The 13214-nt window shown below is 49.6% G+C and carries 11 protein-coding genes; 9 read left to right on the forward strand and 2 right to left on the reverse strand.

Translation table 11 applies throughout. The features are described from left to right. Positions 1–4 precede the first annotated feature (4 nt). The 7 genes from ACTTK7_RS14790 to ACTTK7_RS14820 all read left to right on the forward strand — a co-directional run bounded on the left by ACTTK7_RS14790 (position 5) and on the right by ACTTK7_RS14820 (position 8270). A complete protein-coding gene (locus ACTTK7_RS14790; RefSeq protein WP_462868855.1) occupies positions 5–1204 on the forward strand; it encodes a glycosyltransferase in 1200 nt (399 codons plus the stop codon). Next, positions 1188–1787, forward strand: a complete 600-nt coding sequence (locus ACTTK7_RS14795; RefSeq protein ID WP_462868856.1) for a WcaF family extracellular polysaccharide biosynthesis acetyltransferase — start codon at positions 1188–1190, stop codon at positions 1785–1787. Before ACTTK7_RS14790 ends, ACTTK7_RS14795 begins: the two co-directional genes overlap by 17 nt. Further along, positions 1784–3010: a glycosyltransferase family 4 protein gene (locus ACTTK7_RS14800; protein ID WP_462868857.1), complete on the forward strand. Its 1227-nt coding sequence runs from the start codon at positions 1784–1786 to the stop codon at positions 3008–3010. Before ACTTK7_RS14795 ends, ACTTK7_RS14800 begins: the two co-directional genes overlap by 4 nt. A gap of 70 nt (positions 3011–3080) precedes the next feature. Beyond that, positions 3081–5168: a YveK family protein gene (locus ACTTK7_RS14805; RefSeq protein WP_462868858.1), complete on the forward strand. Its 2088-nt coding sequence runs from the start codon at positions 3081–3083 to the stop codon at positions 5166–5168. A gap of 13 nt (positions 5169–5181) precedes the next feature. Beyond that, positions 5182–6234: a glycosyltransferase family protein gene (locus ACTTK7_RS14810; protein ID WP_462868859.1), complete on the forward strand. Its 1053-nt coding sequence runs from the start codon at positions 5182–5184 to the stop codon at positions 6232–6234. Between the two features lie 70 nt (positions 6235–6304). Further along, positions 6305–7600, forward strand: coding sequence for a lipopolysaccharide biosynthesis protein (locus ACTTK7_RS14815; protein ID WP_462868860.1), 1296 nt, complete (start codon positions 6305–6307; stop codon positions 7598–7600). Positions 7601–7751: 151 nt separating this feature from the next. Next, on the forward strand, positions 7752–8270 hold the full coding sequence (locus ACTTK7_RS14820; protein ID WP_462868861.1) for a winged helix-turn-helix domain-containing protein: 519 nt from the start codon (positions 7752–7754) through the stop codon (positions 8268–8270). A 60-nt stretch (positions 8271–8330) separates the two neighbouring features. On the opposite strand, the gene ACTTK7_RS14825 is transcribed toward ACTTK7_RS14820, so the two are convergent. Together ACTTK7_RS14825 and ACTTK7_RS14830 are read right to left on the reverse strand one after the other, a co-directional pair. Further along, entirely contained in the window at positions 8331–9377 is a 1047-nt protein-coding gene (locus tag ACTTK7_RS14825) for an NAD-dependent epimerase (RefSeq protein WP_462868862.1), read from the reverse strand. A 48-nt stretch (positions 9378–9425) separates the two neighbouring features. Next, positions 9426–10724, reverse strand: coding sequence for a TolB family protein (locus ACTTK7_RS14830; RefSeq protein ID WP_462868863.1), 1299 nt, complete (start codon positions 10722–10724; stop codon positions 9426–9428). 224 nt (positions 10725–10948) lie between these two features. Here ACTTK7_RS14830 and ACTTK7_RS14835 point away from each other — a divergent pair, with 224 nt between their 5' ends. Beyond that, on the forward strand, positions 10949–11845 hold the full coding sequence (locus ACTTK7_RS14835; protein WP_462868864.1) for a glycosyltransferase family 2 protein: 897 nt from the start codon (positions 10949–10951) through the stop codon (positions 11843–11845). A 74-nt stretch (positions 11846–11919) separates the two neighbouring features. Next, positions 11920–12975, forward strand: coding sequence for a sugar-transfer associated ATP-grasp domain-containing protein (locus ACTTK7_RS14840; protein WP_462868865.1), 1056 nt, complete (start codon positions 11920–11922; stop codon positions 12973–12975). The last annotated feature ends 239 nt before the right edge of the window (positions 12976–13214 follow it).

Genomic DNA, 13214 nt, shown 5'->3' on the forward strand with positions numbered 1-13214 from the left:
TGTTTTGGAAAGAAAACTGCTGTACGTTGCATTTCTCCGGGAGGATTCAGACGCTGTCGGCTTTGTGAAAAAAGTCTACGCCCAGTGCAGGGCCATGAACCAGCTGGGGCGACGCGCCTATCTGCTTCTCTCCCGGAAGGACCGGGCCGTGTGCTACGACACGTGGACCGGCCGGGAAGTGGTACAGGAACACCATTATTCATCGAAAGCGGTTTTTGTTGAAACACCGGCATGGAAGCGAAGCACTGCCAGCTATTTTCGCATGACGGAATTTTTGCGGTTTGCCGCTGCACTCGCGGAGAGCCTGGACGTGCAGGAAATTTATATCCGGCGGATGAAGCCGGTTCTCCCCCAGCTGTCCCTATGGCTGCAGCGATGCAGGCGCGAGGGCAGAAAAACGTATTACGAAATTCCGGATTATCCAGTAGAAGTGCCGTTTAAAAAAGATTTGCAGGCCTACAGCTCTTACGTTCTCGATCAGGCGGCGTTCCGGTTCGGCGTATACCCGTTCGTAAAAAAGATTGTGGCTGTTTCAATTGTTCCAGTGACGGACCCCAGGGTAATAGCAATCAAAAATGGGATTGACCTTACCGCCTCTCCATTAGCGCAGAAACCTCTGGGACGGCGCTTTGATACTTTCGTGCTTGCGGGGGTAGCGAACTTAGCCTCCTGGCATGCATACGACCGGATCATTCGCGGGCTGAAGAATTGTACCGCCGCTTTCCACCCGGAGTTTCATATTATCGGCGACGGGCCGGTGAAAAAGGAGCTTCAGCAGCTTGCAGCTGAAGAAGGGGTCGAGGATCGCGTCATCTTCCACGGCACACTCACCGGCAGTGAACTCGATCAGATGATGAATGCTGTGGATGTGGGCATCGGCATTCTTGGAAATCACCGGCGCAACTTTTTTGGGGACTCCTCGTTAAAAAACAGAGAGTACTGCGCCCGGGGCATTCCATTTCTCCTGGCCTCCGAAGACAGCGACTTTCCGTCCCATCTGCCGTTTGTGTTCCGGGCCCCGGCAGATGACAGTCCGGTAGATATTAACCGTTTGTTTTTCGAACATCAGCAGTACCGGGGCCAAAATGCTCCGGCAAGCATTCGAAGCTATGCTGCAGAGCATTTGAGCTGGGAACAAAAATTGAAGCATGTATTCCCCGAAGTGCCAAAAGAGGAGGGAGCAGCCCATGAAGGTTCAGCTTGACCGTTATGACCAGTCTGATTACGACCGCGGCCGGCCGGGATGGTTCATTTTACTGTGGTGGCTCGTGCAGGGGACAGTTTTCCGCTTTTCGCTGCACCCGATGTATGCATTCCGGCGCCGGCTGCTCCGGGCTTTCGGTATGCAGGTGGGAAGCGGGGCCAAAATCCGGCCGAGCGCCAGGTTTACGTATCCGTGGAAGGTGTCCATCGGTGACCATTCCTGGGTGGGAGATGAAGCCGTCTTTTACAGCCTCGACCGGATTACGATCGGCGAGCACTGCGTAGTGTCCCAGAAAACTTACCTGTGTACGGGATCGCACCATCTGCAGAAGCCGTCCTTTGATTTAATCACCGCTCCAATCACATTCGAACGGGGGTCCTGGGCGGCCGCCTCCTCTTTCATCCACCCGGGAGTGACAATCGGGGAAAACGCAGTGGCGGCTGCCTGCAGCAATGTGACGAAAAGCATCCCCGCAAATGAGATTCACGGGGGCAACCCGGCCGCCTTTATAAAAACCCGGGTCGTAACAACTGATACTGTCGAAGAAGAACCATTAAAACAAGCAGAGGGAGCAGGCGTATGAAAAAAATAGTGTTTGTTGTTAACTACTTCCCGCCGGATATCGCATCGCTTGGCCAGCTTATGGGTGATCTCTGCTTTGGCCTGCAGGATGATTTTCATATTACAGTCATCACCTCGCATCCGCACTATGCAGACGAGCTGAACGAGGCACTGCCGGACCGTCTGGAATGGATTGATTCGGTTAAAGTAATCCGGATGAAGCTCCCTGCGGTGAACAAGCAGTCCAAAGTGAGCCGGGTCCGGTATATGGCTGCCTATTTCGCTAAAGCGCTCCGTGCCCTGCTCAAAGAGTCCGGGGTGGACGTTATTTACACCGTCTCCCAGCCGCCGATTCTTGGCGGGCTGATCGGCACGATTGGGAAAAAGGCAAAAGGGGCGAAGCACATTTATAACACCCAGGACTTCAACCCGGAGCAGGCGGAGGCCGTCGCCTATTCGCCGAGTCCGGCGATCACAAAAATGGCGGCGGTGGTGGATAAGCTGAACTGCCGGTACGCAGATATGAATATCGTGGTCGGAAGCGATATGGCAGCGACGCTGCAGAAGCGCTTTACGTCCGGAACGCCGGATTACGAAGTGATTCACAACTGGGTGGACGAAAAGGATCTGGTGCCAAAGCAGCGCACGGACAAGGGCGTGGAGGAATTCCTGCATGAAAAGCAGCTCGAGGGCAAATTCATCGTGATGTATTCCGGCAACCTTGGATTATTTTATGACCTGGAAAACCTGATCCGTATCCCAGAAGCCTTTCGGGATAACCCCGATATCGTGTTTGTGTTCATCGGCGAAGGGGCCAAAAAGAGCGAAATGAAAGAATACGTGACAGCCAGCCAGCTGCCAAACGTTCATTTTTTCCCGTACGAGCCGAAGGAACGCATCAAATATTCCCTGAACGCAGCTGACGTGCATCTTGTCGTGAACCAAAAGGGCATTAAAGGGGTATCCGTCCCGAGTAAAATATACGGCGTGCTCGCTGTCGGCAAACCGGTACTCGGCGTGCTCGAAAAGGGCAGCGAAGCGGCTGTAATTATTGAACGCTCCGGTGCGGGAGTAGTCATAGAACCCGGCCGGTACGAGGAAATCATCGAAGCGGTACGCAGGTATTACGAAAAGACAGAGGAAGAGCGGGAAGCCATCGGGCAAAAAGGACGTATGTACCTGGAAGAGCATCTTACACGCCGGAACTCAATTGATAAATACAAAGCTGTGTTCCAGCAGGTATAGCGTCGTGCATTGACGCTGCGACGGCAGCAGCGCAATAAAAAAGCAGCCGGGAGATAGGGGGCAGGAGCTTTTGTTTCATTATAACCGCACGGGAAAAACGTGGCTGTATTATTTATGGGGGGTCTACTTTATTACAAATATTGCCGGCGCCGTGCTGTTTAAGCAGGTGCTCGGCATGGGCGGATTCTCGCACACCCCCTATATCCGCGGCATGTTCATTCTCTTTCTTGTCCTTGGTATTACGTTCATCTGGGTGCCGCTGTATATGCTGAACAGGCAGGCAGAGCTTAAGCAGGGAGATCTGGCCATCGTCACCCTGATAAGCATGCTTATCGGCTACAGCGTCATCATCGGCCTTGCCAATGCCAATACGTGGACGTATATCCTCTCAGATACGGCGTATTTAATCACGGGCCTTGCGATTTATCTGCTCACCCGTTTTGGCGGCATTCATCTCCGGATGCGCGATCAGTATCTGGCTCCTGCCTCCGCCGTGTTGGCTGTGCTGCTTCTCGGACTGTATTTTTTAAGCAGCTGGGTGCCGGTAACGCTTCTCGTAGTGTTCGTGGGACTGTTTTTATACGCCCTGTATACCGCACGGACGGGGGTGCTTCTGTTTCAGCTCGGCCCGCTCGCGTTTTTGCTGATCAGCTCCAATCGCTCCCTGCTTCTCACGGTCCTTGTCATGGTGCTCGTGCTGATGATCGTCATGCTGGTAAAGAATCGCTGGAAGCCGATACTCACGCTTGTGTTTGCGTTCAGCTTCGCCGGGCTGGCGGCGGTCCTTGCCGGAGGGAGTGTGCTCGAGATGCTGAACATCGATTTTTACGAGACGGCTCTTGGCAGCCGGATCGAAGTCATGATGGGCATGGGGGGCTCCTCCGGAGTGAACCTGGACGAAGACGTCACGATCGCCCAGCGGCTGTACGAAGTAGACGTGATCGTGGAAACGCTGGGCAACAATCCGCTGTACTGGCTGTTCGGCTACGGGGCCGGCGGTACGATCGACATGTCGGGCTCCATGGATCCATCTGTTACAAGCGCCGCGCTGCTTGGAATGACCGAGGTGCATAACGTCCATTTTCTGCACGGCGCGCTGCTGTTTCGCTACGGACTGTTTGGAGCAGCCGTGGTGGCCGGCCTTGTCTGGCGGCTGTTCACCACTTCCATTAAGTATGACGACCGGTCCCTGATGCTTGCAAACCTGACAGCGCTGTCGCTTGTAGTCTACAGCTACTCCTCATCCTCCTATCTGCTTGTGGAGCCGCTGCTTTGGTTTCTGCTGGCCTGGCGGACGACGCGGATTGAATGGGGACAGACTCATGAAGAAGCTGCAGCCGGTCAGCCAATGTCCAAAAAGGAGGGCACTATGAAAGAATCGTTCCGCATTCAGGATTTGATTTACATCATCCGAAAAAGACTAAAACTGCTTGTGCTGGTGGTGCTTGCGGCCGTGAGTGCCGGGGCGGTGTACACATGGTTTATCGCAGAGCCCCAGTACGAGGCATCCACGCAAATACTCGTCACCCCGGCCGTCGGTGAGGACCAGGCACCCGTATCGGAGGACTGGCAGTCGAGCAGGGAGCTTGTAAACACCTATAATACACTGCTCACAAGCCCTGCAATTATCGAGCCGGCGGTGCAGGAGCTGAATACAGCACGAACAGAGGAGGACGTCCAGAGCCAGCTGACAGTCACCACTGAAAATGAATCGCAAATCGCTACTGTCTCGGTCCGGGACGCCGACCCTGAAGCGGCCGTGGCGACTGTAAATACCGTCACTGAAACGTTCGAACAAAAGGTGCCGTCGATTATGAACGTAGATAACGTGAGCATACTATCCAAGGCAGAGCTGAAAGACGCTTCCCAGCCGGTATCGCCGCAGCCGCTGCTGCATCTGGCAGCTGCCCTGTCCGGCGGAGCGCTTGGAGGCCTGGGGCTCATTCTGCTGCTGGAGATCATGAATAATAAGATCAAAACCGAAGAGGAACTTGAAGCCGTGCTGGGCCTTCCGATCCTGGGGTCTGTGAACATTCCGATGGATAAAGATTTCATTGCGAGGACAGACGAAGACATGAGTACGCAGCCGGTACCGGTTATCCCTGTCCGCAGAAACGGGGACACGGACCAGAATCCGGAGATGAAACAAAAAGTATAGGAGGTAGGGGAGAATGAAAATCCTTATAAATGCAACGGCATTAAGCGACCGTGGCGGCTTCAGCGTTGCTGCCGCCTGTCTGGAGGATTTTGCCGGCTCGGAAGCGTATTTCAGTGAAAATAATATCCACGTGACAGCCTACGTGTCCCGGAAGGAGCTGCTGGAATATAGGCGCAGCTGGATGGATGTGCATGTGACCCAGGTTCCTAAAAAGAGTCCGCTGCACCAGGGGTGGTTCGAGCGCCGGGTGCTCCGGAGGGAAATGAAGGAGCATGATGTGTTTTTGTCCCTGCAGAATACACCGCTTGGCGGCATTCATAAGCCCCAGTACTGCCTGATGCATCAGCCAATCCCATTTTCCGATGTGCGCCCGGGAGAGCTGGAGTGGCAGAACCTGCTTAAATATAAGCTGCTCATGCCAAAGCTCGTGCAGCGGGCCATGCCGCGCATGAACGGGATCTTTGTGCAGACCGGCTGGATGAAAGAAGCGGTGCAGAACCGGTACAGCAGCTGTCCTCCCGTGCATGTTATGCGCCCGAAGCCGGTGGACCTGGAAAAACACAACGCCCCCCTGTCGGGCCAGCAGCAACAGACGATCGCCCGAAGCCGCGGAACAAAGCTCATTTATGTGACCAACCAGGAGAGGTACAAAAACAACGAGCGGCTTATGCAGGCGGTGCGGCAGTACAATCAGGAAGCGAAGCATCCGGTCGACCTGTTTTTAACCGTAGAAGGCACGGACGAGCCGGGCATTCATTTCCTGGGAAAAGTCAGCTACGACGCCATCTATACGCTTTATACGTCCATGAATGCGCTCGTGTTTCCATCCCTGATGGAAACATACGGTCTGCCGATCATAGAGGGCAGGCAGGACTCCCGGTGCTGCTGGCAGACCTTCCGTACGGAAGCGAGCACCACGGAAAAGGAGAGACGCTGTTGTTTAATCCGCGGAGTACGGACAGCATTAAAGAGAGCATTCAGGAGCTCGAAGAAAAAAGATTGTTCCGTCCGGGCCCGGCATTCAAGGAAGCCGGAAACGATTACGTTGATTTTATCCGGACGATGAAGAGAGATTACGAAAAAACAAATACCCGCAGCGGTGAATATCCGGACGCAGGGTAGAAAGGAGCCGGAGGATGCAGGTGGATAATTCGAAGGCCGGTAAAGCTGTGGCGGCTCCCAAGTCGCTGAAGGTGAATTTCACGTGGGTCGTGTTTGCAGACGCGTTTTACGGTATCTCCCAGTGGGCATTAATTGCCCTGATCATTCATTTCAGCAGCGTGGAGCTTGCCGGCCTGTATACGCTTGCCCTTGGGCTGGCGGCTCCGTTCTTTTTGTTTTTCAATTTAAATTTGCGTTCCATCCAGGTGACGGACCAGGACAATGACTATCGTTTTGAACACTACAACCTGTTCCGCATGGTTACGTCGCTCGCCGCGTTTGCCTTTGTAATAGCGGCCGCGTTTGCGATGAACTATGAAGCGGGCCTCCTGTGGATTATTGCCCTCATGGGTGTGATAAAAGCGCTTGAAGCCCAGAGCGATATCTGCCACGGCCTGTTTCAGAAAAAAGAAAACATGCAGTACATTGCATTTTCAAAAATAGCCAGGGGCACGGTGAACGTGCTCAGCTTCTGGATTGTTCTGATGGCGACAGGAAGCCTGCTGTCTGCCCTGTGCATCATGGCCGCAGCAAATATTGCCTCCCTGCTTTTTGTGGATATGAAAAACGTAACAAAGGTTCACCGCTTTCGGCTGGCCGATATGTATCTCAGCCGACAGAAGCTCGTGATGTTCCGCCATTTTCTTGTATTGGGCTTTCCTCTTGGCATCGCCGGCGCCCTGGATGTGCTGAATATTAACATCCAGCGGGTGATTATCGAGCAGGCAGACGGCCTGGAGCAGCTTGGCTATTACGCTTCGATTGTCTACATTATCATGGCCGGGCAGATGTTTATCGGCGCGCTGTCGCAGGCGTGCCTGCCGCGTCTCCGGGCGTACTGGAGCAGAAATACAGGGCAGTACGTAAAGCTTCTCCGCACCCTGCTCGTGTTCTCAGCCCTTCTCGGCGCAGCTTTTGTCGCCGTGGTCGCCGCAGGTGGAGATGTGCTTTTGTCGGTCATTTACGACCAGAGCTTTGCGGCGTACCATCATATTTTCGTCTTAGCTTCCGTTGCCGCTTTTTTCTGGTATTCCGGAGGGTTTTTAAACATTGCGCTTCTTGCGACGAGAATGTTCAAGCACCAGGTGGTCATTTACGCTGTTTCCTTTGCTGTGACGGCCGGCTTTTCGCTGTACCTGGTGCCGGAATTTGGCATCGAAGGCGCGGGCTGGGCGCTGATTTTAGGAATGGCGGCCCGGTCGCTGACTATGGCGGTGATCTTAATCAAGCTGTACGGACAGAGGCAGAAAAGTTTTACCGCCGAGCCGTGACCCAGGTTTGGCGGAAATTAATTTCCGGGCTGCCTTTAGAATGGCTGCGGAATAGCCGATGAAATAAAAGAGAAACAAAAACGAACGCAAGTGTTTTCCAGCTCACTTGAAGATACCTGTTAAAACCATCGCCGCCGGAGGAGGAAAATCATTGCTGCATCAATTAGTCACATCGAAAACGAGATTACGGTTGATCGTGAAATTTTTTTTATGCGAGGAAGAAACGTACCTGCGAAAAATCGTGCGCGAGTTCAATGATTCGGCCAACGCTGTGCGCGTGGAGCTGAAGCGCTTGAGCGACATGGATCTTATCACAGGCCGCCCCGTGCAGAACCGCCGCTACTATCAGGTGAATAAAGAGCATTACATGTACGAGGACATGAATCAGCTCATCCGTAACTACGTGCAGTGGGATCAAATAGTGGAGCTGCTCGAAGATACCGAATGGCAGTACGTTTACATGGCTTCCGAAGAACAGCCGCCGCACGGGCTGGAATATATCGTGGAAGTGGGGGAGGGCTCCCTGGATGCGGGTAAGCAGGTACTAATCGGTGAATGCATGAAAGTCACTTTTGTTACGGCGGACACAGTATGTCAGATGGAGCAGACGCTGATCATGGTTCACAGCCTGGATCTGGAAAAGCCGGGAGCCATGCCACAGCCATCATAGAACTACATAGAATATAAAAACCAGCCTGCCGGCATTTGCCGGCAGGCTGATTTGTTGTGTTTAATGATTGGACTTGTCTTTAGAAGCCGACTGTACGGAAAAGTATTCCGGATAATATTCCTTATACCACTCCACGAATTTGCCAATACCTTCCTCAAGCGAGGTAACCGGCTTGAACCCGACTGCCTTCTGCAGGCTGTCAATGTTCGCGTACGTTGCCTGCACGTCTCCCGGCTGCATCGGCAGGTATTCCTTCCGGGCTTCCATGCCCAGATGCTTTTCGAGGGTTTCGATGAATTCCATCAGAGCCACCGGCTGGTTGTTGCCGATATTAAAGACCTGGTAAGGCGCATAGCTTGTTGACGGATCCGGATTTTCGGCATCCCAATCACTGTCGCCGGTAGGAACAGCCGGGATCAGTCGCACAATGCCTTCCACAATATCGTCAATATACGTAAAATCCCTCATCATATCGCCGTTATTGTACACCTGGATCGGCTCGCCGTTGACGATTTTATTCGCAAATTTGAAATAGGCCATATCGGGCCGCCCAAGAGGGCCATACACGGTGAAGAACCGCAGGCCGGTCGTCGGCAGGTCATACAGATGGCTGTACGTGTGCGCAAGCAGCTCGTTGGATTTTTTCGTTGCCGCGTACAGGCTGACCGGATGATTCACCCCGTCCTCCGGCGAGAACGGCATTTTTTTGTTGGCCCCGTACACGGAGCTTGAAGATGCATAAATCAAATGTTCTACCTGATGGTGCCGGCACATTTCCAGAATGTTCGAGAAGCCGACAACGTTGGATTGAATGTACTTATCAGGACGCTCGAGGCTGTAGCGGACACCGGCCTGAGCCCCTAAATTAATGACCACTTCTATTTTGTGATCAGAAAATACTTTTTCCAGAGCAGGAGTATCGGCTAAATCAATCTCATGAAAATGAAAATTCTCATATGAAGCCAGCTGTTCCTGCCTTGTTTTTTTTAGATTAATGTCATAATAGTCGTTGTGGTTATCGATACCAACGACTTCTTTTCCTTCCTGCAGCAATTTTTCTGCTGCATACATTCCTATAAAACCACTGCTTCCAGTTACTAGTATCATTACGTTCCTCCGTTATTCATCAGCAAGACCCGCTTGCCTGGTATTATTTTATTCATTCACTTTCATTTTTTCCAATAAGCGAGACACATCGAGTATATATGATTTTCTTAACCCTTCATGCGAAGAATCAATCGAAATGTATTTTCCATCCGGACTCCACCTTGGATGCAGATCCGCTCGTTTAGTCAAATCAAAGGCCCATGGGGCGAAAAATTGTCCTGCCTCCACAAGTTCCCCGGAGTTCAAATTGTATAGGAAAAGATGGCGAATCCGGGATTTATCTGGATACGTATCTGTGACCAGCCAATTCTGATCCGGCGATATCGAAGGGTGCCCGTCCCCATACTGATCCAGGACTCCTTCTCCTAAAATAGAAATATCCGAAGTGTTTGTATCCAACCAGTAGTAATGGTCCCCGCGGGCTTCTGTCCGCGCCCAGGCGATAATTTCATCGTCGTTATACCAGCAGCAATGAGAGACCATTCGGTCATCCAGAAGCAGACGCAGGTTACTTCCATCTGCTGCTGCAGCGTACAGCCTTGTGTAACGGCCCTGTTTTCCAATCCAGCGGTGCATGAAGATAAATTGTTTTCCAGAAGGGGAGTACATAACGTGATTGACTTTATGCTCTGCACCCTCCATCTCCGGTCTGAATTTATTGTGGATTAATTGATCGATAGTAATAATGAGTTCGGTTTTCTGCGTGTCCATGTTCACTTTCCATATTCCGTCTTCCTCCCGTGGAAGAAATGGATGAAGATTCATAGATTCGCCTTCATAGCCGTATTCAGGGTTCAGGCGGGTTAAGTTTTTAAAATTAATAGACAAAAATGTATTTTCACTTGGATGAAGTGTTTGCAGAGGCATGGAGTACGTGGCTTCCACTTGTTCGGATTTTACATTAAACTGACGGGCCACAAGTTTTCCTTCCGCAAAATTATTGTATAGAAGGCGTTCTTCATCGATCCAGCAGGTCATGGAGCCCTGCTGAAAATTAAATGCTGTTGTGGTTTCTGCGGTAAGTTTCTGCTGCTTTTCTCCGTCGAGCGCTACAATTTCCCACTCGGAGGCTGCGTTTAAACGATGGTAAGCAAGACGTGTCTGCAAAGGATTCCAGGGCTTTCTGTCATAATACCCAAAAAAGAATGGAGCACTGGAGGCTTTCAGACCGAGATATTCATAAGGATTCTCGAGCTTTACTTCTGGATGCGTTTCATATGTAAAATTCTTCTTTCGGTGAAGCATGTATTGCATGCGCTGATACAAAAATTTAGCCGTTTTTTTAATTTTGGGGTTGGATTCAATCAATTGTGCCAGTCGCTTTTCAATAAAACTATATTGGGCCATAATTTTTCCTTTCTTTTCATTTTATTTTAGAGAAGCAGGGAGAAAAATAAAAACTTTGCTGTAAATAACATTTTAACGAAATTCCGCGCAGATAGATAGATGAATTAGCCCTACAGGATGCTCCGGCTTTTCTTTCCAATTTCCGGATGCCTTTATTTTCATTTCCCATGTTATAATATGACAGATAATACAATAATACATATTAATTTTAAGGCGGTGTCTATGTGAAAGCCTCTGTAATTATTACTACAAAAAACAGACAAAAAGAACTTCAGGCCGCGATTCAAAGCGTTCTGGTTCAGAGCCGCCAGCCGGCTGAAATTATCGTGATGGATGACGGGTCTTCCTATGATCTGTCCCAAACATCAGATAGCGGATTTTTGTCCTCTGTACAATACTTTTACCATGAAGAAAGCCTTGGGGGAGCGGCCAGGAGGAACGAAGGAGCGGCCAAGGCCACTGGAGACATACTTATGTTTTTGGATGACGATGATACGTGGGAGCCTCAAAAAATTGAAGACCAAGTAACTATTTTCGAGCATCAACCGGAAGTGGGCCTAGTTTATACCGGCCGAAAAATCGTTGATGCCGAGGACCGCGATACAGTACTGCGTAGAATCGAACCCAAAAAACGTGGTAACGGCTGGCCGGATATTCTCTTTAACAATTTTATTGGTGTTACATCCGGAGTAGCTGTCAGAAAAAACCTGTTTGAACAGGTGGATGGCTTTGATACTTCTGCAGTTGCCAGGCAGGACTATGATCTTTGGATAAGGCTTGTGCGGATTACTGAGGTTGATTATGACATCGGCTGCAATGTACGTTATACAGTTTCTAAGCAAAAAGGCAAGCAGATAAGCAGCCGCAGCGAGCTGCATGGACAAGCCATTCATTATCTTCTTAATAAATACAGCAAGGAAATCGAGTCGTTTTCTTCGTTCAAGAAAAGGCGCCTTAAAAGCGACTGGTATCATTACGTAGCGAAAAAAACGCATGGTGTCAGCTATAAGAATGCAACAACCTGGACGATCAAAGGGCTGCTTCAATACCCGCAGATCAAACTTGTCGCTCTGCTTCTCCCTCCTGTAGTTTTAAACAAATTAATCGGACGGCTCGCTTAAAATACATCGCTTACAAAAATGTGTAAAGTTAATTTAAAAAAATGTGTCGGGCACCCAAAAGAATGGAGTTAATAATGACATTAAAAAGTGTTATAAAAAACAATTTAATCGTTTTTGAATTAAGATCAATCACGAAATACCGTAAAAAAACACCCTTTAGTAAAGCTCCTAAAAAGAAAGAGCTGGATTACAGTTTTATGGAGAAAATGAAATCGATAAGAAATTGGGGCTTTACCGGAAGCTTTATCAATCAAAGATACAGCTATCTGCATAACAAAAAATCGATGCACTTTATACCAAACAATGTTTATCAGTGGAAATTAGCGCCTCATATTAATCCGAGAAAACATGCCAATGTTCTTGGAGATAAATCATTGCTGGATATTAATTTCCCGGAAGCATCACCAACGTTATTAACAAAGGTTGAGGGCCAGTGGTTTTCAGAACAAAAAGAAATAAATAAGGAGCAGGCACATGAATTGGCGCTTTCTGCATTAGAGAAAGGACAAACAATGGTAGTGAAGGACGCCCATTCCTATCGGGGAAGATCCGTGAAGTTTTATGAATTACAGGAAAAAGAGGAAGCTTTAGCACATATGGATTCAATCGAAAGCTTATGTATTCAAAAGATGATATATCAGTGCAAAGAGTTATCGGCATACCACCCTGAAAGCCTTAATACTGTCCGGATACTTACATATAATTATAACGGCCAGGTTCACTATCTTTCCTCTTTAGCGCGCTTTGGCGTCGGGGGGTCCAAGATAGACAATACACATGCCGGGGGGCTGGCCTTGGTATTAAAAAAGGATGGCACTCCGCATGAAAAAGCCTGTGATGATGACTTTAATGAATACGAGTCTCACCCTGACACCGGGGTCAGGTTTTCTGAGCTTAGAATTCCAAACTGGGAAAAAGCAATAAATTTTGCATTATCTCTCCATCAGAAAGCTCCTCAAGTAGGTTTAATGGGATGGGATTTAGCCATAGAGGAAAACAAGGTCTGGCTTATAGAAAGCAATGCCCAATGCCCGGATATAAATTGTCATCAGGTTTATAATGGGCCGCTGTTTGGTGACTTAACAGAGACGCTCTACCAGAGCACCCCTGTGAACAAGTTTTCAATTTAGATTCTTGCACAAAGGCAAGTTGTTAAAGTGCAGCGTCATAAATAGGCATTTTACTAGTTTAAACAAGTTTTCATTGAGCTGTAGTTTAAGTAATAAAAGTATGAGAGCATAAAATAGTTTGTGTAAACGATCGATCACCAAAAAAGGAAGTCCTTTTCTCGAAGAATGAAGTTACCGACCACATCCACAGAAAAGAGGACTTCCCTATGAATAATTTTTCGACAGATATTGCTCACGCT

It is taken from the genome of Marinococcus tarijensis, from assembly GCF_054971385.1.

What these genes read in the sequence shown, in the direction of transcription:
- ACTTK7_RS14825 (WP_462868862.1), bottom strand. Translation starts at nt 9,377, where the DNA reads ATGATACTAGTAACTGGAAGCAGTGGTTTTATAGGAATGTATGCAGCA.
- ACTTK7_RS14800 (WP_462868857.1), top strand. Translation starts at nt 1,784, where the DNA reads ATGAAAAAAATAGTGTTTGTTGTTAACTACTTCCCGCCGGATATCGCA.
- ACTTK7_RS14840 (WP_462868865.1), top strand. Translation starts at nt 11,920, where the DNA reads ATGACATTAAAAAGTGTTATAAAAAACAATTTAATCGTTTTTGAATTA.
- ACTTK7_RS14830 (WP_462868863.1), bottom strand. Translation starts at nt 10,724, where the DNA reads ATGGCCCAATATAGTTTTATTGAAAAGCGACTGGCACAATTGATTGAA.
- ACTTK7_RS14810 (WP_462868859.1), top strand. Translation starts at nt 5,182, where the DNA reads ATGAAAATCCTTATAAATGCAACGGCATTAAGCGACCGTGGCGGCTTC.
- ACTTK7_RS14815 (WP_462868860.1), top strand. Translation starts at nt 6,305, where the DNA reads ATGCAGGTGGATAATTCGAAGGCCGGTAAAGCTGTGGCGGCTCCCAAG.
- ACTTK7_RS14795 (WP_462868856.1), top strand. Translation starts at nt 1,188, where the DNA reads ATGAAGGTTCAGCTTGACCGTTATGACCAGTCTGATTACGACCGCGGC.